The 21,273-nt window shown below is 36.5% G+C and carries 22 protein-coding genes and 1 other annotated feature; of the genes, 16 read left to right on the top strand and 6 right to left on the bottom strand.

What is annotated here, in order from left to right; all coding sequences use genetic code 11:
* Nucleotides 1-328: 328 nt before the first annotated feature.
* Nucleotides 329-1,099, top strand: a complete 771-nt coding sequence (locus tag NSQ95_RS12295) for a hypothetical protein (RefSeq protein WP_342559714.1) — start codon at nt 329-331, stop codon at nt 1,097-1,099.
* Complete coding sequence (locus tag NSQ95_RS12290; protein WP_342559713.1) at nt 1,096-1,638, top strand: ATP-binding protein; 543 nt, start codon at nt 1,096-1,098, stop codon at nt 1,636-1,638. Before NSQ95_RS12295 ends, NSQ95_RS12290 begins: the two co-directional genes overlap by 4 nt.
* A 232-nt stretch (nt 1,639-1,870) precedes the next feature.
* On the opposite strand, the gene NSQ95_RS12285 is transcribed toward NSQ95_RS12290, so the two are convergent.
* Nucleotides 1,871-2,257 (bottom strand): sigma-w pathway protein ysdB, encoded by a 387-nt coding sequence (locus tag NSQ95_RS12285; RefSeq protein WP_169360295.1) that lies wholly within the window; start codon nt 2,255-2,257, stop codon nt 1,871-1,873.
* Between the two features lie 147 nt (nt 2,258-2,404).
* On the opposite strand from NSQ95_RS12285, the gene dut reads away from it, so the two are divergent.
* Entirely contained in the window at nt 2,405-2,839 is a 435-nt protein-coding gene (gene dut / locus NSQ95_RS12280) for a dUTP diphosphatase (RefSeq protein WP_340883055.1), read from the top strand.
* A gap of 174 nt (nt 2,840-3,013) precedes the next feature.
* Here dut and NSQ95_RS12275 read toward each other — a convergent pair whose 3' ends face one another.
* Nucleotides 3,014-3,442 (bottom strand): hypothetical protein, encoded by a 429-nt coding sequence (locus NSQ95_RS12275; protein ID WP_342559712.1) that lies wholly within the window; start codon nt 3,440-3,442, stop codon nt 3,014-3,016.
* A gap of 276 nt (nt 3,443-3,718) precedes the next feature.
* Between NSQ95_RS12275 and NSQ95_RS12270 the strand changes: the two genes are divergently transcribed.
* The 5 genes from NSQ95_RS12270 (at nt 3,719) to NSQ95_RS12250 (ending at nt 10,396) form a co-directional block, all read left to right on the top strand.
* Nucleotides 3,719-5,641, top strand: a complete 1,923-nt coding sequence (locus tag NSQ95_RS12270; protein WP_342559711.1) for a DUF2207 domain-containing protein — start codon at nt 3,719-3,721, stop codon at nt 5,639-5,641.
* Nucleotides 5,642-5,744: 103 nt separating this feature from the next.
* Nucleotides 5,745-6,833 carry a M42 family metallopeptidase gene (locus NSQ95_RS12265; protein WP_251553378.1) on the top strand — a complete coding sequence of 363 codons (1,089 nt, stop codon included), beginning with the start codon at nt 5,745-5,747 and terminating at the stop codon, nt 6,831-6,833.
* 143 nt (nt 6,834-6,976) lie between these two features.
* Nucleotides 6,977-7,942: an ornithine carbamoyltransferase gene (gene argF / locus NSQ95_RS12260; protein ID WP_340883059.1), complete on the top strand. Its 966-nt coding sequence runs from the start codon at nt 6,977-6,979 to the stop codon at nt 7,940-7,942.
* 635 nt (nt 7,943-8,577) lie between these two features.
* Entirely contained in the window at nt 8,578-9,093 is a 516-nt protein-coding gene (locus NSQ95_RS12255; protein WP_342560812.1) for a sigma-70 family RNA polymerase sigma factor, read from the top strand.
* A complete protein-coding gene (locus tag NSQ95_RS12250) occupies nt 9,086-10,396 on the top strand; it encodes a DUF4179 domain-containing protein (protein WP_342559710.1) in 1,311 nt (436 codons plus the stop codon). Before NSQ95_RS12255 ends, NSQ95_RS12250 begins: the two co-directional genes overlap by 8 nt.
* 68 nt (nt 10,397-10,464) lie before the next feature.
* Here the strand turns inward: NSQ95_RS12250 and NSQ95_RS12245 are convergent, their stop codons facing one another.
* Both NSQ95_RS12245 and NSQ95_RS12240 read right to left on the bottom strand, forming a co-directional pair.
* Nucleotides 10,465-11,445 carry a bile acid:sodium symporter family protein gene (locus tag NSQ95_RS12245; protein WP_340883061.1) on the bottom strand — a complete coding sequence of 327 codons (981 nt, stop codon included), beginning with the start codon at nt 11,443-11,445 and terminating at the stop codon, nt 10,465-10,467.
* Nucleotide 11,446: 1 nt separating this feature from the next.
* Entirely contained in the window at nt 11,447-12,841 is a 1,395-nt protein-coding gene (locus NSQ95_RS12240) for an FAD-linked oxidase C-terminal domain-containing protein (protein WP_342559709.1), read from the bottom strand.
* A 189-nt stretch (nt 12,842-13,030) separates the two neighbouring features.
* On the opposite strand from NSQ95_RS12240, the gene NSQ95_RS12235 reads away from it, so the two are divergent.
* Entirely contained in the window at nt 13,031-13,621 is a 591-nt protein-coding gene (locus NSQ95_RS12235; protein ID WP_342559708.1) for a DUF2441 domain-containing protein, read from the top strand.
* Nucleotides 13,622-13,638: 17 nt separating this feature from the next.
* Entirely contained in the window at nt 13,639-13,977 is a 339-nt protein-coding gene (locus NSQ95_RS12230) for a DUF3221 domain-containing protein (RefSeq protein WP_342559707.1), read from the top strand.
* A 26-nt stretch (nt 13,978-14,003) separates the two neighbouring features.
* Here NSQ95_RS12230 and sspI read toward each other — a convergent pair whose 3' ends face one another.
* Nucleotides 14,004-14,213 carry a small acid-soluble spore protein SspI gene (gene sspI / locus NSQ95_RS12225; RefSeq protein WP_169360284.1) on the bottom strand — a complete coding sequence of 70 codons (210 nt, stop codon included), beginning with the start codon at nt 14,211-14,213 and terminating at the stop codon, nt 14,004-14,006.
* Nucleotides 14,214-14,384: 171 nt separating this feature from the next.
* Here sspI and NSQ95_RS12220 point away from each other — a divergent pair, with 171 nt between their 5' ends.
* The 6 genes from NSQ95_RS12220 (at nt 14,385) to NSQ95_RS12195 (ending at nt 20,827) form a co-directional block, all read left to right on the top strand.
* On the top strand, nt 14,385-15,149 hold the full coding sequence (locus tag NSQ95_RS12220) for an RNA methyltransferase (RefSeq protein ID WP_340883065.1): 765 nt from the start codon (nt 14,385-14,387) through the stop codon (nt 15,147-15,149).
* A 55-nt stretch (nt 15,150-15,204) separates the two neighbouring features.
* Nucleotides 15,205-15,437 (top strand) — a binding site (T-box leader).
* Nucleotides 15,438-15,484: 47 nt separating this feature from the next.
* Nucleotides 15,485-16,522 (top strand): phenylalanine--tRNA ligase subunit alpha, encoded by a 1,038-nt coding sequence (gene pheS / locus NSQ95_RS12215; protein ID WP_169360282.1) that lies wholly within the window; start codon nt 15,485-15,487, stop codon nt 16,520-16,522.
* A gap of 12 nt (nt 16,523-16,534) precedes the next feature.
* The gene (gene pheT, locus NSQ95_RS12210) at nt 16,535-18,946 is read left to right on the top strand and encodes a phenylalanine--tRNA ligase subunit beta (RefSeq protein ID WP_342559706.1); all 2,412 of its coding nucleotides are present in this window, start codon (nt 16,535-16,537) and stop codon (nt 18,944-18,946) included.
* A gap of 319 nt (nt 18,947-19,265) precedes the next feature.
* Nucleotides 19,266-19,769, top strand: coding sequence for a hypothetical protein (locus NSQ95_RS12205; RefSeq protein WP_340883067.1), 504 nt, complete (start codon nt 19,266-19,268; stop codon nt 19,767-19,769).
* A 126-nt stretch (nt 19,770-19,895) separates the two neighbouring features.
* Nucleotides 19,896-20,459, top strand: a complete 564-nt coding sequence (locus NSQ95_RS12200) for a hypothetical protein (RefSeq protein WP_340883068.1) — start codon at nt 19,896-19,898, stop codon at nt 20,457-20,459.
* Between the two features lie 152 nt (nt 20,460-20,611).
* Nucleotides 20,612-20,827: a glycosyl transferase gene (locus NSQ95_RS12195; RefSeq protein WP_251553390.1), complete on the top strand. Its 216-nt coding sequence runs from the start codon at nt 20,612-20,614 to the stop codon at nt 20,825-20,827.
* Between the two features lie 57 nt (nt 20,828-20,884).
* Here the strand turns inward: NSQ95_RS12195 and NSQ95_RS12190 are convergent, their stop codons facing one another.
* Nucleotides 20,885-21,241 (bottom strand): hypothetical protein, encoded by a 357-nt coding sequence (locus NSQ95_RS12190; RefSeq protein WP_340883069.1) that lies wholly within the window; start codon nt 21,239-21,241, stop codon nt 20,885-20,887.
* Between the last annotated feature and the right edge of the window lie 32 nt (nt 21,242-21,273).

The raw sequence follows: 21,273 nt of genomic DNA, 5'->3' as shown, positions 1-21,273 counted from the left end.
AAGTGATTATTCCTTTGAGTGTAAGAAATGAATAGAAGCCTTGGAACGAGCCTAGATTGTTAGGCTCTTTTTTTATTTGAAAAAAATAATAAAAACCAGAAAAAAGAGCAAAGAGCTGGTAGAAAAGTATAAATAGAGATATAGGTTTTTACAAAAATATGAATTTTTAATTAAATTAATATATAATTTATCTATAGATTGCAGCAATTAGCGGCAACGCAAGTAGTGAGATAGAGAAGACGTCGCCATAGCTGAAATCAATTCTACTTTCTTATTTAAATCATATTAATGATTGATTCAATTAAAATAAAATGGAGTGATTGATGAAATGAAGCATATTTATGCATTTGAAACGCCATATGAAGCAGTCAAATATCTAGAAATCATAGAATCCTTTAAAGTTAAACTGAATGAATTTAAAGCATTATTAGAAAAAGGATATGAATTGAATGATTCTCCGAGAGGATTTATTTGGACTCCGGGGGACATAGCAACCAGTGTCTTTTCAGATGTTCCCATACCAGCGTATACAAATCGACACTTAGTCTATATGACCCCTGATATTATGGAATGGCGAAATTTTTTTATGAATATATATGGGAACGTGGAAAATGAGTATATAAAGGATTTCTACCGCAATTTCAAAGAAGAGCATATTCTGACAATAGCTGGCCATGAAATGGTTCATCATATTGATTTATTCCCAGATGAGTTTGATGAAGAAAGGGAAAGTATTTGGTTTGAAGAAGGAATGTGTGACTATATTTCTAGAAAAAATTTAATGACCACTGAAGCGTTTGAAATAATCTCGAAAGTAGAACGTGCAATAGTTGCTCATTTTAACGAACAGCATGGAAATAGAAGTATAGATGAGTTTGGGTCTAACTCTTATGTTCATGATTTAACTAATATCATGTTTGATTATTGTAGAAGCTTTTTAACCATCAAATACCTGGTGGAAGAACAAGCGAATAATAATCCTTTGGAAGTCTTTAAACGATACAATCAATGGCATGAAGCAGGGAGAAAAGAGCCTCTTAGTACATATTTTAACGTCGAGAACTTATTTATCTCATTAGATAAAGAGTCAATTATATGAAAAAAAGAATTGTTATAATGACCGTTGGAAAAACACATAGTGGAAAAACTACATTTGCTAAGGCGTTAGAACTGCAGTTACCAAACTCAGTAGTGATTGATCAGGACAATCACGCGGAATTTCTAAATACTCATTACAAAAGCTTATTACCTAAGACTGCAAGCAATAAGTTAAAGTACGGACTAACCCAAATGATTGTTGATTATGCACTAAATGAAACTGATTGCCATCTAATTTTATGTAACTCTAATAGAGGCATTGGTGGTAGAGTAAGATTTTTAGAGTATTATAAGAGTCTTGGCTTTACGACAATTGTCGTGAACTTTGATATACCGGAAGAGGTATTATTAGAAAGGATCAAGACTAGTGAGAGAAGCACTTCTATATTAAGGACTGCCTTAAATTTTGAGGAAGTCTTGATGCGTCAAAATGGAGAAGACGTTACTGATCCATCTGAAGAGGAAGCGGATTATTTATACGTTATTAAGAATATCGAAGACGTTGAAGCCGTCATTCCAGAAATTGTCCGATTAGCTTAACTGTTGTTGGTGATTAAAAGGGGGATTATCTATTAAGAAATTGGCAGGTATATTTATCCTGGGAATCTTAGTTTATTTTGCGATTACGACATTATATAATTTTTGATTTGACTCTAAAATAACTCGACTTTGTTGATTGATAGCAACCAGCAAAGTCGAGTTATTTTTTTACAAGATAGTTTAGTCCTGATTACTTAATCTACCGACATTATTTCAAAAGTGATAAATGCTTTTAATCCTGTTCCTTCATCAGCTGCTCAATTGGACTCTTCCAATTTATTTTAGCGTTCGGGTAATTCATCCGTATTTCGTTTTGAAGGAAGTGGAAGTCCTCTTTTGTGAATCCCTGTAGTTTAGAAGGATCTTTAATCCAAATGAAAATAGATACTACCTCGAAAGCCTGATCAGTAGTACCAAGATATTTTTCGCCCTCAAACATAGCACCTTTATAAGTAATAAAGAAATTTTTGCGTACATTTTTTATATCGTCATAGAAATAATATTGTTCTTTTTCATTTGCTTCGTCCAACTTTCGCCTCGGATCAAATAAATAGCGTAATATTCTATAGAATACATATATAATAAGTATAATTATTAGTAATCGTATAATATGGACCATTAAAATGTCCTCCTTGTAAAATACATGATACCTGCTATACGATAGAAGAAGTAGTTTGGTTTCAAAATAATTTATTTTTTTTTGAAAGAAAATAAATATATTTTTTCACAATACATATAAATCTATACAAAGGAAAGAAGGATTGAAATGGAACAAACGTTAAAAGTAAAATTAATTCATGAAGATGCAAAGCTACCGAACCGAGCAAATGAAGGCGATGCAGGAATGGATTTGTATTCAATTGAAGAAAAGGTAATACAAGCTGGGAAATCAGCATTAATAAGAACAGGAATTGAGATGGAACTACCAAAAGGAACAGAGGCACAGGTTAGACCCAGAAGTGGTTTGGCGTTAAAACATTCCATCACCGTTTTAAATAGTCCTGGAACGATAGATGAGGGCTACAGAGGTGAGGTTAGAGTCATATTAATAAACCATGGTTTAGAAGACTTTACAGTAGAAAAACATATGAGGATCGCTCAAATGATTATAGCTCCAGTTTTACAAGTGAAAATCGAGCAAACGGAAAGCTTAACCGATTCTGATAGAGGAAGAGGGGGCTTTGGTTCGTCGGGTAAATAAGCGAGTATACTGAATTAAAGATAGTCATGTTAAAAGTACACATTAAAAAGGAGCTTGAGACAAATTTGTCATGCTCCTTTTACTTTGTTGTTTACTAAGTCACCTCATAAGTCTAAATACAAGTTTTTGTTCAGTTTATAACTATTCATTGAAAGGGCAACCGAGCTAGAAGTTCTAATTTATTGGAGAATTAATTTTGCCTACTAATTTCTCTGCTTTTATCATAAAAGAATCCATATCACTCATAGCAATATTTAATCCTATTCCTACTTCTCGAAGTGCCTCCCTTAGGTCTTCAAAATTCTTTTTATCTTCATCAGTAAGATCTCCGAAATGATATAATTCATGTTTTGGATATTGACTTAATCTGGAATACAATTTTTGAAGAATTTCCTTATCACTCTTAGATAGGGTTCCTAATTGTTCTCCAGTAGTAATACTAAGCCAAAGACCATTCAATACCTCACTTAATTCAATTGTAACCATGTTGGGCTCAGACCAGCTTTCATCGATTTGGTAGCCTATTAAACCGTCCAGCTCGACCAAATTATATTGTACTTCTGTAAGAAGAACTTGCTCATTAACAAAGTTCATAGTAACCATTGCTCAAGCTACAAGTGAGATAAGAAAAATATTTAAACCTATGGAGATTCTGACTAATAACTTTTTCTTTCTATTCAATTCGCTCACCCCTCTAGCAGTTCTATTGCACTAATGTTGTTCTATGACTTTATTCTATTAAATTGGTAATAATCCTTTTAAATAGATTGAAAAATATAATACACAAACCATCCATCTTCGGATTAAATGACAAAAATGAAACTTAATAATCTCTTGTTCGTACGATACATATATATAAATTTGGTATGGGGGTGTCACATGAAAAAATCGATTGTTTCCTACCTAGTTTTCTTTTTAGTTTTCCTATCCTTTCATTCCATCGGAGAAGCTAAAACTTATAGTATTGATAAAGTACATATAAAGTCATGGATTCAACCCAATGGTGACTTACTAGTTAATGAGGTATTTACCTATACTTTTGATGGTACCTTTCATAACCTTTATAGAGAATTTCCTGATACATACAATGGGCAGGTAGTAGATTTTTATTCCTATGAGCTTACTAGCTTAGACATGGAGCCAGGCTTTGTGGGAGCAGAATCGATGATTCCATTAACTGTCTCCTATGAGGAAGGCCATTTTCGCACAAACATCAAGAAGACTAATGAGAAGGTGTCATACTTCTATGCTTATACTTTAAAGAATGCTGTTAAGACATATGACAATTACAGTGAGTTAAAGGTGACATACTTTAGCGGGGATGCACATGATCAAGCTTACGAAAATGTGACAATCGATTTTATACTTCCGCAACCACTAAATCCTGATACTTTCGAGGGATTTATGTTTGATCGACATGCGGGAAAACGAGAAAAAAACCAATATGGTATTCGATTTGTGACTCCTAAATCGGAGGCGTATTCTACTACTGAGACTAGTTTCTATTTTCCTTCTTCCGTAATGACGACAATGCCGAAGATTAAGTCAGCACAAACTTTAAGTGGAGCCATTGCTTTAGAGCAAAAACAATTTGATAAGATGCAGAGTCGTTTAGATAAAAATGAAATGGTAAAGAATCTCATCCCAAAATTTATGATGGGAATGCTTATTGTTGCTGTCTTATTAATTGTTTTATTACCACAGAGACATTTATGGAGGATTGGCTCTGAAAAAGATGTGATAGAGACGGATGCTTTATATATGTTTTTTGTTGATCAAATCGGCAAGACTCATAAAAAAAGCTTTTTGGCAGGATTATTTTCATTAGTGGAAAAAGGAGCAGTAAAGGTAAGCAAAGGAAAAGCGGCAGTTCGTTTTCAAAATGATCCAAAGGCTCCTAGAGAGACATTAGAGTTTCAGCTGGTCAATCGAAGTCTAGGGAATGCAGATTTCGAAAATACAATGATAGATTGGCTATTCGGAGTAAAAAATGGATCTAACAAATGGACGTTTAACTTACACGATGTCGCAGGAGCAGCAAGAGATGAGAAAAGGCAAAAAGGCTATTTTGCTCAGCGGAAAAAAATATTTAAAGAAAAGCAGAAGCAATGGGAGTTAGCAGTTGAATCAGAGATGATTGAGGCTGGTGCTTTTAATAACCGTATTCCACTTGGGATTTTAAGTATAGCGACCATTATATTGGCTATACTATTTTCTATTGCATATTATGCAGACTTAAGAAGCATCTGGGGAATTGTATGCATTATAGCAGTGTCTCTTATATATATCGGAATACTATGGTGGAAGAAAAAATCAAAACGATTTTTATTCTTATATATAGGTTTCATGTTTTTTGCTAGCGTAAATTTAGTAGATGAAGCATTACTTAATCAAACGTATGATTTGTTGCTTGCTTTCATTGTTTTATATTTTACTGTACCAAGGAACATTTTATCGATGAACGCAGTCAGAGCTAAGGATTCTATAAGGACTTTTAGAAAAGCACTAAGCAAACAAAATCATACTGTATTGCACAAGGAAGATAAGTGGATCATTCGAGCCTATTTGTTTAAACGAAGTCGCCAGTCTTATCCACTAGAAACAGCGGGTGCTACCCTATTGGCTGGATTACTGTTAACAGACACAGACCCTATGAAATATGTAGAGGATTCATGGAGATGGACAAAAGGGTTTCTATTTTCTGGAGATGGTTCTTCTGGAGGCTCCACTACATATTCAGATAGTGGTGGAAGCCATGGAGGTGGCAGTGGTGATAGTGGTGGCGGCGCCGGTGCCGATTAATTCAGATGTATTTATGTATCTTTAGAATTTTAAAAATATATTTTGAATAAGCATTCAATTTATCATATAATTAATTGGTGAGTATATTTAGGAGGGCGAAATAATGACAAAATTAGATGAAACATTAACAATGCTTAAAGAACTTACGGATGCAAAAGGGATTCCCGGTAACGAGCGTGAACCGCGTAAAGTAATGGAAAAATATATTGCCCCTTATGCAGACAAAATTGAATATGACAACCTTGGTAGCTTAATCGCTGAAAAAGTGGGAGATGCTAACGGACCTAAAATCATGGTTGCAGGTCACTTAGACGAAGTTGGTTTTATGATTTCCAAAATTGATGACAAGGGATTCTTGAGTTTTCAGACAGTGGGAGGCTGGTGGTCACAAGTAATGCTAGCTCAACGTGTAACGATTGTTACTCGTAAGGGCGAAACTATTACAGGTGTTATCGGTTCTAAACCACCACATATTCTTAGCCCAGAAGCACGTAAAAAGCCTGTCGATATTAAAGAAATGTTTATAGATATTGGTGCTTCCTCTAAAGAAGAAGCTATGTCATGGGGAGTATTACCAGGCGATATGGTCGTTCCATACTTTGAATTCACTGTAATGAACAACGATAAACTTCTACTTGCAAAAGCTTGGGATAATCGCATTGGTTGTGCTATTGCAATAGATGTATTGAAAAATTTACAAGGCCAAGATCATCCAAATATCGTATATGGTGTCGGGAATGTTCAAGAAGAAGTAGGTCTTCGCGGAGCTAAAACCTCTACAGCAAAAATTAACCCTGATATCGGCTTTGCAGTTGATGTGGGTATTGCTGGTGATACTCCAGGAATCACTCCAAAAGAATCATCTAGTAAAATGGGAGACGGTCCTCAAATCGTCCTATTTGATGCTTCTATGGTATCTCATAAAGGATTACGTGATTTTGTAGTGGATACTGCGGAAGCAAACAATATTCCTTATCAATTTGAAACAATTGCTGGTGGAGGAACAGATGCAGGGTCTATGCATATTTCCTTAAATGGTGTACCTTGCTTGTCAATCGGTGTCGCTACTCGTTATATTCATTCGCATGCAGGAATTCTGCATAGAGATGATTATGAAAATACAGTTAAATTGATTGTTGAAGTTATCAAAAAGCTTGATCGTGATACAGTAAACAATATAACTTTTAACTAATTAAACAAAACTAATGAAGAATACAGCAGTATTCCTCATTAGTTTTTTTATGTATAAAAAATGTATATAAATTCGCTTGACTTTATAAATATTCATACTTATAATAACAATTACAGAAGATACGGGTAAAGGGGATTATGAGTATGAAATTATTGGAGTGGGTAAATCTTAAATTAGTTGATAGTTTAAAAGGAAAGGATCTTTTAACACTTTTGGATTACTCTAAGGAAGAAGTGACTGAATTACTAGAACTGGCAACAAACTTAAAGTCTTTAACGAAGGCTGGTAAATGTCCTCCATTGTTAGAAGGGAAGACATTAGGAATGATATTTGAAAAGCACTCTACACGTACAAGGATTTCGTTTGAGGTGGGGATGAAGCAGCTAGGCGGAAATGGTATGTTCATGAACGCTAGAGATTTGCAGATTGGTCGAGGAGAATCTGTCTATGATACAGCACATGTCCTCTCGGGTTATCTAGATGGTATTATGATTCGTGCTAATTCACACGCTATGGTTAAAGAGCTTGCGGAGCATGCAAGTATACCTGTTATAAACGGCCTAACAGACCTCTACCATCCATGTCAGGCATTAGCAGATATATTAACAGTACAAGAAGTGAAAGGTCATACGAAAGGTCTGAAACTAGCTTTTATTGGTGATGGTAACAATGTTGCACATTCCTTAGTGATTGCTGCTGCATACATGGGAATGCACATTGCTGTAGCAACTCCAGTTGGCTATGAGCCAAATGAAGAGATTATGGCAAAGGCAAAGGCAATCGCTCTTGCAAACGAAGGTTCCTTGTTTGTTTCTAATGATCCACTAGAAGCTGCGGTGAATGCAGATGTAGTTTATACAGATGTTTGGACTTCCATGGGGCAGGAGGAGGAAGCTGTTAAGCGTTTGGAGGAATTTAAGGATTATCAAATTAATGACAAGCTAGTAGCCAATGCGAAAGCAGATTATATGTTCCTTCATTGTCTTCCGGCTCATCGAGAAGAAGAAGTTTCTAGCTCAGTAATAGATGGACCTAACTCATATATATTCCAGCAGGCAGAAAATCGCTTGCATGCACAAAAAGCTGTACTTGCTTCTTTGATGGCTTAAAAATTTTTGAATAAGCTGTAACGACAGGGTGTGTCCTACAGTTTATATATATGCGATGTTGCTTATCTAGAAGGATGACTTCATCGCTACATAGGAAAAGCGATTCCGGGAGACGCTGGGATCGCTTTTTATTTTATTTGAGCAAGAGATAAAAACCTCAGTCATGTACAACCATTCCCCAATATACGTCAATATAGATATATCTTCTTTCTCAACTCCAATCTTACTACAGCAGTAACTCCTCTAATCTATTGAAAATTAGTATCTTTACCTGCAGAATTATATCTCACTGGTAGGTGAATTCTATTTTATTCTTATAAGAGGATAAACACGTACGATAAAAAGAGAGTAAAGGCACTTATATACTTTAAGAATAGAGGTGAAAATTGATTTCCGCGGGGTGAGCGATAAGCCATCATCCACAGCACAACAAGCGCGGTTATGAATGTCTTATCTGTCTCACTCGTCCCGACTTGTGTCGCCGCCCGCCACTTACAATCAATACATAGAAAATGTTTAGGTTAAATTTGTAAAACGCATTATGCTTCAATTACTTAATACATAAAAAAATGAAACGTTTTACATATCTCGTTTATCTAACATATAGAACGAAAGGGGGTACTCAGTTGTCGGATGTGAAGAAAGTACAAAAAGCTATGAAAGGGAACCATAAAGCATTCCAGGATCTCATGGAAAAGGAGAAGGTAAAGCTATATAAAATAGCATTTATGTATGTAAAAAATGAAGAGGATGCATTAGAGGTTTTTCAGGAAACCGTTTATAGAGCGTTGATTTCCATCAAAAATTTAAAGGAAGAGCGATATTTTTCAACGTGGTTGGCTCGCATACTTATAAATACTGCCTTAGATCATATAAAAAAGAAGAATAGGGTAGTGCCCATGGACAGAGACTTACTTGAAAATAAAGTAAAGCCTTACATAACACCTGAAAAAGAAATCGACTTGTTAGAGGCTGTTATGGAGCTAGACGAAAAATATAAGTCGGTATTAGTCTTACGGTATTATCAGGATTATGCCATTAAGCAAATAGCCGAAATTTTGGAATGTCCAGAGGGGACAGTTAAAACAAACATCCACAGAGGACTAATTCTCTTAAGAAAAACAATAAAGGAGGATTGTATAAATGAGTAAGCAATGGCCAGATTTAAAAAAGGAAATGGATAATATACAAGTGCCACTGGAGAAGCTAGATAAAATCATAAAAAACGTTGCTCCTTCGATAAAGAAGAAAAAATCTAAACTCAAAATAGTGTCCTATACAGCAGTTGCAGCCGCTGTCGCGTTATTTATTTTTGTTGGATCGGCTAGTGTTTCTCCTGCAATGGCTAAAATAGCTTCACACGTTCCACTTATTGGTACATTTTTTAATGATGTACAAGATGAAGGTTTACAAATAGCTGGGCAAAAAGGATTAACACAGATAATCGACCAATCTTCCAAGGATAGTGGTATTACTTTAACTATCAATGAAATGTTTTATGACGGAACAAGACTTGTTTTCGGTTACACACAAGAATCATTGTTGGCAATTGGCGAGTTAGAAAGACCAACAATCGAGATAAATGGAAGAGAAATCAATTTCAGTTCTAGCTATTCAGGAGAATTTATAACACCACAAAAGTATAAGGGGATGGTGGAGATCAATCCAACTGAGGAGCTCCCAGAAGAATTCGAGCTAAACATGAGGATAGACGCTATTGGACTGATACCGGGTAATTGGAATTTCCAATTTCATGTCAAACAGTCGAATCAGGTGATGGTAGTACGTCTAGAAGAGGCTCAAATGATTGAAGAAATGAAAGTGAAAATTAACTCATTGAAAATAGGTCCAGCAGGAACAGATTTAGCTGTTCAAATAACTTCCAAAGAGGAAGAAATGAATTTAGAGCCATATGACTTAGAATTTTTTCTAGTAGATGATCATGGAAATGTACTTGATCTATTAGGAAAAGATGCACATGGTGATACGGAAAGTGGTGTGGTTGAAACAACAGTTGGATATCTCTTTAGTCCACTAAAAGAAGGAACTAAAAAGGTTAGAGTTATTCCTTATAAGCTAGAGGACCATATTCCCTTAGAAAAAGTGATGATTCCTCTTGAAGGACAGAGCTATCCTCTTAAGTTAAGTCAAGGAGATTTCGGGGATATTACCGTTACAGAGATTCAGTCAAATGAAGAGCAAATTATTGTATATTTTGACGTTAACAGCGAATCACTTTACGATAATAGACTTACTAGAAATCCGATATGGTTAGAGGATGAACACGGGAATAATTTAATGCTCGAGGAAGCTCCGTTTGCAAAGAGAATAGAAGACAATAGCTTTAAGCAAGTATTCAAGGCAAGTGAAATTGAAAGAGTAAACTTAGCTACCTTCCAATATTCTAAGCCTATTATGTATGAAGAATTGGAATTACAGGTACCAGAAAAATAATTTATGAGTAACGGATAAACAAAAATAGGAATGGTAGTGGATTAATACACTACCATTCCTATTTAAATTTAAACCTGTGAAGGCTTACCTTCTAACGGGATAGCTTCTATTTCTTCTTCCTCATTTCCAGCACTCTTTGACCAAATAGTTGCTATAATTGGACCTGAGATATTGTGCCAAACGGCTCCTAAGGCACTAGGAAGTGCAGCTAACGGTCCTAAATGGGCAGTTGCAAGTGCAACGCCTAAGCCTGAATTTTGCATACCAACCTCAATTGAAATGGCACGGCAGTCCGATTTGGAAAGCTTCATCATCTTTGCGGTGTAATAGCCAAGCAATAGGCCAGCACCATTATGAAGGAATACTCCCACAAAAACTAAAAGTCCTGCAGAAGCGATGTTATTTACATTACCTGCTACTACAGCTGAAACAATGATGATAATAGCTAATACAGAGATTAATGGTACAACATTTGCGCTTTTTTCTACAGCAGTTGGTAATAACTTTTTAATAAGTAAACCAAGAACGATTGGAACAATAATCACTTGTACAATGGACATAAACATATCCATGGCATTTACCGGCATCCATTGCCCTGCTAGCCATAGGAGTAAAACTGGCGTCATTAATGGAGCCATTAGAGTCGAGAAGGAGGTCATCGTAATAGAAAGTGGTACATTCCCCTTCGCTAAGTAAACCATTACATTGGATGCAGTTCCACCGGGTACGGAGCCAAGTAGAACTAGGCCAGCTGCTAACTCATTAGGCAGCTGTAGAATGTACGCAATAGCAAATGCGGTTAAAGGCATTACGAGGAATTGTGCTGCTACACCGATAATTACTGGTTTAGGATTAGTAATAATCAGTTTGAAATCAACTGCTTTAAGCGTAAGCCCCATCCCAAACATAACTACTCCAAGTAATAAAGTTATATAACTACGAAAAGGTAAGAATGCCTCTGGTATTAAGAAAGCAACTACTGCAATTAAGATAACTAGGAAAGCAAAATACTTTCCAGCAAAGCTACTGATTTTCTCTAATGTTTTCATATTACTCACCTTCTCTTTCAAGTTTTACAATTTTGTTTGGATTTAAAATATTGTTGGGATCTAAAGCAACTTTAATCTTTTCCATAACTTGAAGTGCCTCCCCATGTTCAGCTGCCTGGTATTTTTGCTTCCCGACACCTACCCCGTGCTCGCCTGTACAAGTACCTTTTCGTTCCAGAGCGTATCGTACGATTTTTTCGTTATAGGTCACTGCCTTCTGTATTTCTTCCGAATCGTTCATATCAATCATGATAAGGGCATGGAAATTTCCATCACCGACATGACCTGTAAGACCTCCTATTAACCCAATAGCATCAAGTTCCTTACGTGCAAATATGACAGCGTCAGCTAGCTCGGAAATAGGAACACAAACATCGGTCACCATGAGCTTCTTTCCTACGTTTCCATGAATGTAAGCATAGGCTAGATTATGTCTTGCGTCCCAAAGTTTGTTTCGAGCAGCGTTATCTGTTTCAAATTGAATATCCTCACTGCCATGGTCTTTCACAATTTCTTGAGTAAATTCTACATCTTGAGCAAGTCCAGCTTCATTGCCATGGAATTCTAAGAATAGAGTTGGCTTTTCAGCGTAGTTAGTTTCACTAAATTGATTTACCTGACGAATAGAGCTTTCATCTACTAGCTCTACGCGAGCAATCGGTATACCTGCCTGTAAAATGGAGGTTACTGCCTCTACTGCATGTTTGACAGTAGGGAATGTTGCTCTAGCAGCTGTCGTGAATTCTGGGATGCCGTACACTTTTAAAGTCAGTTCTGTAAAACAGCCTAATGTACCTTCTGAACCAACAAACAACCCATTCAAGTGAAATCCAGAGGCAGATTTAGCTGCCAAGTTTCCTGTATGTATGATTGTTCCATCCGCAAGCACTACTTCTAGGTCTCGAACTTGGTCTCTCATAACGCCGTACTTCACAGTTGTAGTCCCGCTGGCATTTGTTGCGGCCATTCCACCGAGAGTAGCATCAGCACCGGGGTCAACTGAAAAGAATAAACCATACTTTTTTAACTCCATGTTCAGCTGTGTTCTCGTTACACCTGGCTGCACTACCACAAGTAAATCCTGTTCTCTTATTTCTAATATTTTATCCATTAAAGAAAAATCGATAGTTATTCCATTATCATAGGGAATAACATGCCCTTCTAAACTCGTGCCACGTCCAAACGGTACGACGGGAACTCCAAGTTTATTAGCAGTCTTCATGATATTGCTGACATCTGCCGAATTTTTAGGGAAAACGACAATGTCTGGCAAGCTAATAGAATGGTAGGATTCATCTTTTCCATGTAATTCTCGGATAGTTTGGTTGGTGGAAATCTGATCTTGTTCTAGGTGTTCTTCCAATGCTTCCACAATATTTTCCATTAAAATCTTCATTCGCTTCGCCTCTTTGCTATAATTTAGATGTATAACTTTTATGATTTTTCTAATTATTCAAACTCATAGAGTAATTATATACAGTATATTATATAAATCAAGAACAAATTATCTAATAAATAAAATAATTTAGTAGTTTAGTGAATTGAAATATTTTATTTTCTATTTTATTAATAAAAGGAGAAAAAAATGACGGAGAATGAACTAGTTGTTTATCATATTGTTACAAGAAACAAGATGAGGGTGGGACAGATAATTGATTTTAGTGAGAATCAAAAGAATACGTTATACCACTTCTTTTTCGAAAAAGAACAATTAAATTCCAAGGGAGAAGACTTTGTTCAAATTTTTCAAAACCAATATACAAATGAAGGGGTTAACTTAACTAAAGAGGAAGCAGAGGTTGGTCTTAAATATTTGGATCAAACGACTAGAGCAATCCGCGAAACGATAGTAGAAATGGTTAGATTAGAGGAATATCCGAATTACCCATCTAGATTATCCTGTCTATATGCTACAAAAAGCTTAGAGGATGCACTCAAATGGGTAGACTTATTTAATTCCTATAATCGGCAGGTCTTGCAGCTTGTTAAGCTTCGAGTTGATGGTAAAACTTTTGAGGGAGATGCAAGCCATTTGCCAAAGGAAGATGGTGTACCTTTTGCAAAGAAAATAGAACAGGCAAGAGAGTATTGGCAAGGAAATGTAAATAGTGGATTACCAGAGATGTTAGTGGATGGAAAAATTGAAGTTGTAGAAATTCTAGAAGAGTATGAATAATGCTGGGAGGTTAACCAATGATTCGATATTTGGGGTTTCTTATAATACTGGTATCCGTTGTTAGTTTATGGGGTTGTAATGAAGAAAGTCAGGAAGAGCGATTTATAATGGAGGGTATAGTAGCAGAGGTCTCTGATGCTCATGTTTTTATTTATGAAGAGCAACCAGGAATAGATAGAATTTTAACAAAGGAGGAAGTTACATCTAAATCTATACAATCTTCATCCTTTGGGTTTGATGAAAAACTATCGGATATAGAGGTCGGGGACAAGGTGAAAGTCTGGTATGATGTCCTAGACACACGCTTACCAGGCTCTGGCCATGGCACTAAAATCGAACTAATAAAGAGACCGTAGTATGTACGGTCTCCACTAGCTAATACTTATTGAGCAAATGCAGTAGAAACATTATTGAGCATTGCTTGTTTGCTGGATTCATCAGCCGATTTCCACCATTTTTCAAAGATTACACCAAGACCAGGTAATAAATGTTCTTCTCCTCGGTTAATCGCATCTTCTACCACTTCTTTAATATCAGTAGCTGAATTACCCTTTAGGTTAGCTGCTATTGCTTCTCGAATTTGAAAATCCATTTTCATCACTCCTTGTCTTTATCTTTCCCCATGTTTCTTCAGGTATACATAATTTTGTTTAATTGATAGAAGATAAATATGAACTACCGAAAGAACGTGATATAATTTTTTACAATGAAAAGATGCTAAAACTTTAGTTTTACAGCACTTTAGAAAAAGGCGGTACATAATATGAAACGAATCGAATCTCCTCAAAACTCCTTAGTAAAGCATTGGAAAAAATTACTCAGTGTTCGAAAAGAAAGAGATAAAACTGGTGAATTTATCATTGAAGGCTATCATTTAGTAGAAGAAGCAATCAAACAAAAAGAACTTGTCTTAACTATCATGTTAAGCGATACAAGTGAAATTCCTGCCAGTTGGGACGTAGACAATCTAGAAATAGTAGAAATTAATGATGTTATTAAAAAAGAGCTTGCTGAAACAGAGCATACACAAGGCATTTTTGCACATTGTAAACAAAGTGCAGCTAAAGCAGATGAACAAGAAAATTGGAGTAAATTTTTATTGATCGATGCGGTTCAAGACCCAGGGAATATTGGAACGATGATTCGTACGGCTGATGCTGCAGGGATAGACGCTGTTATTCTTGGAAAGGGATCAGCTGATGCGTACAATTCTAAAACGCTTCGCTCTGCTCAAGGCTCTCATTTCCACATACCTATTTTAAAAGGTGACTTGAGCTATTGGGTCGATCAGCTCAAAAAGAAAAATGTAAAAGTATATGGAACGGCATTTGAAAATTCAACGCCGTTTCATGAAGTAGAGAAAAGTGACGCGTTTGCATTAATAGTAGGAAACGAAGGTAGTGGCATACAAGCAAGTCTTTTAGATCAAACGGACCAAAATATTATTGTTCCTTTATTGGGCCAAGCGGAATCTTTAAATGTCGCAGTCGCAACAGGAATTCTTCTTTATGGGCTTACATTGAGATAAATACCCTTGATGAAATGTTTAAAAGTCCGTATAATAGATAATAATTTGATAAATAAGAAAAGCTGTCATCGGGAAAAGTATATATGATTATTCGAATGTAGGGATTTTGCGCCTAGACTGGAAGCGTAAATGGAGAATTCATATAGAAGTTCACCCCGTTAGCTGCCACCGGGACCAGTATTTACTGTAAAGGTGTGCCGGTGTAGAGCCGTTATTCGAATTGAGTGATTGCACGTTTTGTTGTGCAATAATCAGGGTGGTACCGCGAAATTAGTCCTCGTCCCTTTTATAGGGGCGGGGATTTTTTATTTTGTCAATTAGGAGGGATTTTTCAAATGGAAGCACAACTTCAACAGTTAAAAGAAGAAGCATTACAAAAAATTGAAGCATCACAAAACACAAAAGAATTAAATGATGTGAGAGTAGCGTATTTAGGAAAAAAAGGACCGATCACAGATTTATTAAAGGGTATGGGTAAACTCCCAGCTGAAGAACGTCCAAAAATGGGAGCACTTGTGAATGTAGTGCGTGAAGAAGTAACTGCCGTTTTAGAAGCACGTATGACATTACTTCAAGAACAAGCGATTCAAGAACAGCTTGCAAAAGAGTCTATCGATGTTACATTACCGGGAAGACCAGTGAAAACAGGTAATCATCATCCACTCACACGTGTAGTGGAGGAAATCGAAGATCTATTCTTAAGCATGGGTTATGAAATTGCCGAGGGTCCTGAGGTAGAAAAGGATTACTACAATTTTGAAGCGTTGAATTTACCTAAAGGACATCCAGCTCGTGATATGCAGGATTCCTTCTATATTTCAGAGGATATTCTATTGCGTACGCATACCTCTCCAGTTCAAGCGCGCACGATGGAAGCAAAAGAAGGGCAACCAATTAAGATCATTTGTCCTGGTAAGGTATATCGTCGTGATAATGATGATGCTACCCATTCTCATCAATTCACTCAAATCGAAGGTTTAGTCATCGGTGAAAATATTCGTATGAGTGATTTAAAAGGTACTTTATCTTTATTCGCGAAGAAAATGTTCGGAGAAGATCGTGAAATTCGACTGCGTCCAAGCTTCTTCCCATTCACAGAGCCTTCTGTAGAGATGGATATCTCTTGCTTCAAATGTGGAGGAAGTGGTTGTAACGTATGTAAGAAAACAGGTTGGATTGAAATTCTAGGAGCAGGTATGGTTCATCCTAATGTTCTTGAGATGGCTGGCTATGATTCTAAAAAGCTTTCTGGTTTTGCGTTTGGTATGGGACCAGAGCGTATTGCAATGTTGAAATATGGAGTGGAAGATATTCGTCATTTCTATACAAATGATGTGCGTTTCTTATCGCAATTCCACCGAACAGAAGTGTAAGGAGGAAATGACATGTTAGTATCAACGAAATGGTTATCAGAATATGTAAACACACAAGGGTTTGACCCTAAAGACTTAGGTGAGAAAATTACTCGCTCAGGAATAGAAGTAGATGCAGTGATTGATCGCTCTCTAGGCATGGCAAATGTAGTAGTTGGATATGTAAAGGAAAAAGTGAAGCATCCAGAAGCAGATAAGCTAAACATCTGTCAGGTGGATGTAGGAGATGAAATCACTCAAATTATTTGTGGTGCTCCGAATGTTGACGCTGGTCAAAAAGTAATCGTTGCACGTCCTGGAGCTGTACTACCAGGCGGCATTAAAATAAAAAAAGCGAAGCTACGCGGTGAAGTATCTAATGGAATGATTTGTTCTCTTCAAGAGCTAGGTATTGAAGGTCGTCTCGTATCTAAAGCGTATGCAGAAGGTATTTATGTTCTTCCTGAAACAGCTGTACCAGGTGAAAGTGCACTTCCTTTATTAGGCTTGGACGATGTAGTGCTAGAGTTAGGATTAACACCAAACCGTTCGGATGCACTAAGTATGCTAGGAGTTGCTTATGAAGTAGGAGCTATTCTTTCAGAGGATATGAAATATCCGGAGGCTGCTTATACAGAGAGCAACGAAAAGGCAGAAGACTATTTGAAGCTTCGTGTGGCTGCAATAGAAGAAAATCCTTTGTATATTGCTAAGGTAGTTAAAAACGTACAAGTAAAAGAATCTCCATTATGGCTACAGAATCGTCTGATGGCTGCTGGAATTCGTCCTCATAATAATGTAGTTGATATTACTAACTATGTATTAATGGAGTTTGGTCAACCACTTCATGCATTTGACTATGACCGTTTAGCGACAAAGGAAATCGTTGTACGCCTTGCAGCTGAAGGAGAAAAGATTGTTACACTCGATGACCAAGAACGAACACTTAAATCTAATCATTTAGTAATAACTAACGGTAAAGAGCCGGTTGCTATAGCTGGAGTAATGGGTGGGGCTAATTCAGAGGTTCATGAAGGTACGACAACCGTTGTAATCGAGTCAGCTTACTTTGCAGCTGGATCTGTACGTCAAACATCGAAAGACCATAACCTACGTAGTGATGCAAGTGCTCGCTTTGAAAAAGGTGTGGATCCAAATCGTGTAATGATGGCAGCAGAGCGCGCAGCAAGCCTATTAGCAGAGCTTGCAAATGGTGAAGTACTAGCTGGTTCCGTGGTAGTAGACGAGTTAGATAAATCTCCAGCTGAAGTCATCGTTTCTCCAGATTTCATTAACAGTCGTTTAGGAATGAAGATATCTTTAGAGGATATGACATCTATCTTGTCCCGTTTGAAATTTGAATTCCAAGCAGCTAATGGATATTTATATATTAAAGCACCTACTAGACGTCAGGATATTAAAATTCCTGAGGACATCGTGGAAGAAATCGCTCGTATGTATGGTTACGATGAAATTCCAATGACATTACCAGTGGAAGAGTCTAAACCAGGTGGTTTAACATCCTACCAAGCAAAACGTCGCCAAGTGCGTGGTTTTATGGAAGGCGCAGGACTTTACCAAGCAATTACGTACTCATTAACTTCTAAAGAAGTAGCACAAAAGTTTGCTTTAGAAACTGCTCCTGTAACGGAACTGTTAATGCCAATGAGTGAGGAGCGTAGCACGCTACGTCAAAGCCTAATTCCCCATTTGCTAGAGGCTGTAACGTATAATACTGCTCGTCAAGCAGATACCGTTGCATTGTATGAAATTGGTTCTGTCTTCTTAGGAGAAACAGCATCTGGATTACCTCATGAGCAAGAGCATTTAGCAGGCGTTATTGCTGGTAAATGGGTTGAGCATAGCTGGCAAGGGGAGAAAAAAGCAGTAGATTTCTTTGTTCTGAAAGGAATTGTTGAAGGCTTAATGGACCTACTTGGCCATACAAGTGAGTTAACCTTTGAACGTGCTGTAATAGAAGGAATGCATCCAGGAAGAACTGCAACTATCCAATTGGCAGGGGAAGAGATCGGTATTATTGGTCAATTACACCCGGCGGAACAAAAAGCACGTGACTTAAAGGATACGTATGTATTCGAACTGAATTTAATGAAGGTATTAAACAAAGATGCTGGAACATTGTACTATTCACCAGTTTCTAAATTCCCTTCTATTACTCGCGATATCGCATTAGTAGTGGATCAGGAAAAAGCTACTGGAGAGCTACAAGCAATTATCCAACAATCAGGTGGAAAATTGCTTAAGGGTGTACATTTATTCGATTTATATGAAGGAGAAAAAATGGAACCAGGCAAAAAATCAGTTGCATTCTCTCTAACGTATTTCGATCCAGAGCGTACATTAACGGATGAAGAAGTAGTCAATGCACATAACAAAGTTCTAAAAGCACTAGCTGAGCAAGCTGGAGCCGAGCTCCGAGGATAAAGGCTGATAACCTTGCGGAGATGACCCCAAATCTTGCAGAGATGGGTTAGAACCTTACAGAGAATAGCGAACCTTGCAGAGATGGGTTAGAACCTTGCAGAAATGACTCTAAACCTTGCGGAAACGAGTCAAAACCTTGCGGAGATGACCCCAAACCTTGCAGAAAACCACAATACTTTTAGAGAATAACTAAAAGAATTAAATAAATGAAAAAGGAGCAGCACCAAAATAGGTGTTGCTCCTTTTAGTTGAACTCTGAAAGTATAAGTATATTTATGTTAAAATAGGTATAAAAAGTTACGAAATTGGAGGTGTGCGAATGGGTACCTTTGATCCAAACAACAATACATACACGAAAGAAATATTAGAGAAACAGCTAATTCTATCGAAGCCTTTAACCAAAAGTGAAGCAGAGAAATTGAATTTAGCAAACAACAATCTTGAAAATGAAGAGGATACCTTTCTACCGAAGCAGTGGTTTTGTCGTGCGGATATAGGGGAGTGGGAAGAGGTAGAAATATTTATACAAGGTGATGATAAAAAGCCTTATGTCAGCTGTATAGAAATGGCCGAGAAAATACTAAAAGATATTCCTCAGCATATTAATCGTGCATTAAATTACTTGAAAGAATTTTTTCCTACTCAACAATCGGAGGACTATTATTTATCTACGATTTCCTTTGGAAGAATAATTAATTTTGATGATCAGCTTTATACCGGCTTTACAATAGGTTTTTATAGCGAAAAACCGCATGAATATCAATATAAGGTGAAATTCAAAGAAAATGGTTGGCCAATTGGGTTTGAGGGTGGACCCATGTAGAGTAGAAGAATAGAAATCGAAAGCTTCTTAGGAAGAAATGAACAGAATTTATAAATATACTCGAAATCATGAAAGCTATAATATAGCTAATCCTTGGAAAAAATAACTTGTTGAGGATGTGTAAAAATGGGTTTTTTTAATCGCTTGTTTAAAAAAGTTGAAGATATTAATAAGGGAGAAGTAGCTGTTTCTGAACTGGAATCCGAGTTCTATCTTGAGTCACCTGTAGAAGAAGCAAAGGATTATTGGGTGGAAATGGCTCAAAATATTATTGTGAACACGGTTAAGGCAACCAACAATTCTGTTGAACGAGCTTTTGTCCTCATCGATTTTGGGGAACAACCTTCTTTTGATATCTTTTATCAAGTAGATGGAAGTTTAGTTATGTGGCATCAGCTTGAGCATCAGGATATAAAAGAAAAAATTGAAAACGAACTGCTTCCTCAAGCAACCGATGTTGTGAAAGCAGTAAATGATAACTTCATACAGGCCAATCACCCAACCATTGCATTTGCGGAGCTGCAATTTGAATGGCAAACTAGCGCTTGGTTTTCACATATAATATGGGAAGACGACGAGTACTCAAAGCTAGCCAAGGACGAAATATTAAATAAATGGTTTGATACATTAAGTGTTGAAGTTAAAGATCTACCATTAGATAGTGATACTAAGCTGTCCTGGTATCCGTAAGTTGTTTTAATCATATTCTTTTAAAAGAGAGAAAGAGTTTAATAGCCTGATTAGAACGCTTATGTCTCATTTCGGAACGTCCTCTCTATTTTATAGGAGAGGACTTAACTAACTTGTGTCCATATATCGATACTAGCTTAAGGGGAGAATTTATGAATAAACAAGCTGTAACTTATTTTATCTTAGGAATAAGTGTCATACTGATTAGTACACCATTAGGGTACAGTTTAGTTAAGATCGTGTATCGAAACAAAAGTTTAGCTGAAGAATATGTACCAATTCTTAACGGATTTATATATTCATTGATGTTAGTCGGTATTTTGGTATTTAGCATTGGTGTAATTACCTTCATAAAAAATAAAGATTAATCGTTGTATTAACTTCACTGATGTGTTATTTCAAGAAGGAAACCTGAAACAGAGAAATTATTCCCCTGGCATTAATGCTATGACTTCAAATGTTTCCATATCAACAAATACTAGTGGTGATGCAACTGAATCTACTTTTGTCACTAAAAATATTTCTTTTCCTATATATGAATGATCAAAATTTTTAAATGTTTCATCTACCATAATTTTTTTCACCGATGCGTTTTTCCATTCATTTACTGAGCTATGTTGGTTCGTATTCTGATTTTGAAAATATTCCTGTACTACGTTTATGACCTCTGTATCTGTGTCATTCTTTTTTGCAACGTTGCTTTCTTTTTCATTTTTTGCACAACCCGTGACGAAGAGAAATATAAAGATAAGGAAGTAAAAGCAGATATATTTCCTTTTCAAAAAACACCCATCCTTTATCAATTAGACGTTTT

It is taken from the genome of Psychrobacillus sp. FSL W7-1457, assembly GCF_038593405.1.
Lineage (GTDB): Bacteria > Bacillota > Bacilli > Bacillales_A > Planococcaceae > Psychrobacillus.
Note: the sequence above shows the minus strand (reverse complement) of the source record. Positions and strands in the feature narration are given on the sequence as shown.

What these genes read in the sequence shown, in the direction of transcription:
- NSQ95_RS12295 (WP_342559714.1), top strand. Translation starts at nt 329, where the DNA reads ATGAAGCATATTTATGCATTTGAAACGCCATATGAAGCAGTCAAATAT.
- NSQ95_RS12290 (WP_342559713.1), top strand. Translation starts at nt 1,096, where the DNA reads ATGAAAAAAAGAATTGTTATAATGACCGTTGGAAAAACACATAGTGGA.
- NSQ95_RS12285 (WP_169360295.1), bottom strand. Translation starts at nt 2,257, where the DNA reads ATGGTCCATATTATACGATTACTAATAATTATACTTATTATATATGTA.
- dut (WP_340883055.1), top strand. Translation starts at nt 2,405, where the DNA reads ATGGAACAAACGTTAAAAGTAAAATTAATTCATGAAGATGCAAAGCTA.
- NSQ95_RS12275 (WP_342559712.1), bottom strand. Translation starts at nt 3,442, where the DNA reads ATGGTTACTATGAACTTTGTTAATGAGCAAGTTCTTCTTACAGAAGTA.
- NSQ95_RS12270 (WP_342559711.1), top strand. Translation starts at nt 3,719, where the DNA reads ATGAAAAAATCGATTGTTTCCTACCTAGTTTTCTTTTTAGTTTTCCTA.
- NSQ95_RS12265 (WP_251553378.1), top strand. Translation starts at nt 5,745, where the DNA reads ATGACAAAATTAGATGAAACATTAACAATGCTTAAAGAACTTACGGAT.
- argF (WP_340883059.1), top strand. Translation starts at nt 6,977, where the DNA reads ATGAAATTATTGGAGTGGGTAAATCTTAAATTAGTTGATAGTTTAAAA.
- NSQ95_RS12250 (WP_342559710.1), top strand. Translation starts at nt 9,086, where the DNA reads ATGAGTAAGCAATGGCCAGATTTAAAAAAGGAAATGGATAATATACAA.
- NSQ95_RS12245 (WP_340883061.1), bottom strand. Translation starts at nt 11,445, where the DNA reads ATGAAAACATTAGAGAAAATCAGTAGCTTTGCTGGAAAGTATTTTGCT.
- NSQ95_RS12240 (WP_342559709.1), bottom strand. Translation starts at nt 12,841, where the DNA reads ATGAAGATTTTAATGGAAAATATTGTGGAAGCATTGGAAGAACACCTA.
- NSQ95_RS12235 (WP_342559708.1), top strand. Translation starts at nt 13,031, where the DNA reads ATGACGGAGAATGAACTAGTTGTTTATCATATTGTTACAAGAAACAAG.
- NSQ95_RS12230 (WP_342559707.1), top strand. Translation starts at nt 13,639, where the DNA reads ATGATTCGATATTTGGGGTTTCTTATAATACTGGTATCCGTTGTTAGT.
- sspI (WP_169360284.1), bottom strand. Translation starts at nt 14,213, where the DNA reads ATGGATTTTCAAATTCGAGAAGCAATAGCAGCTAACCTAAAGGGTAAT.
- NSQ95_RS12220 (WP_340883065.1), top strand. Translation starts at nt 14,385, where the DNA reads ATGAAACGAATCGAATCTCCTCAAAACTCCTTAGTAAAGCATTGGAAA.
- pheS (WP_169360282.1), top strand. Translation starts at nt 15,485, where the DNA reads ATGGAAGCACAACTTCAACAGTTAAAAGAAGAAGCATTACAAAAAATT.
- pheT (WP_342559706.1), top strand. Translation starts at nt 16,535, where the DNA reads ATGTTAGTATCAACGAAATGGTTATCAGAATATGTAAACACACAAGGG.
- NSQ95_RS12205 (WP_340883067.1), top strand. Translation starts at nt 19,266, where the DNA reads ATGGGTACCTTTGATCCAAACAACAATACATACACGAAAGAAATATTA.
- NSQ95_RS12200 (WP_340883068.1), top strand. Translation starts at nt 19,896, where the DNA reads ATGGGTTTTTTTAATCGCTTGTTTAAAAAAGTTGAAGATATTAATAAG.
- NSQ95_RS12195 (WP_251553390.1), top strand. Translation starts at nt 20,612, where the DNA reads ATGAATAAACAAGCTGTAACTTATTTTATCTTAGGAATAAGTGTCATA.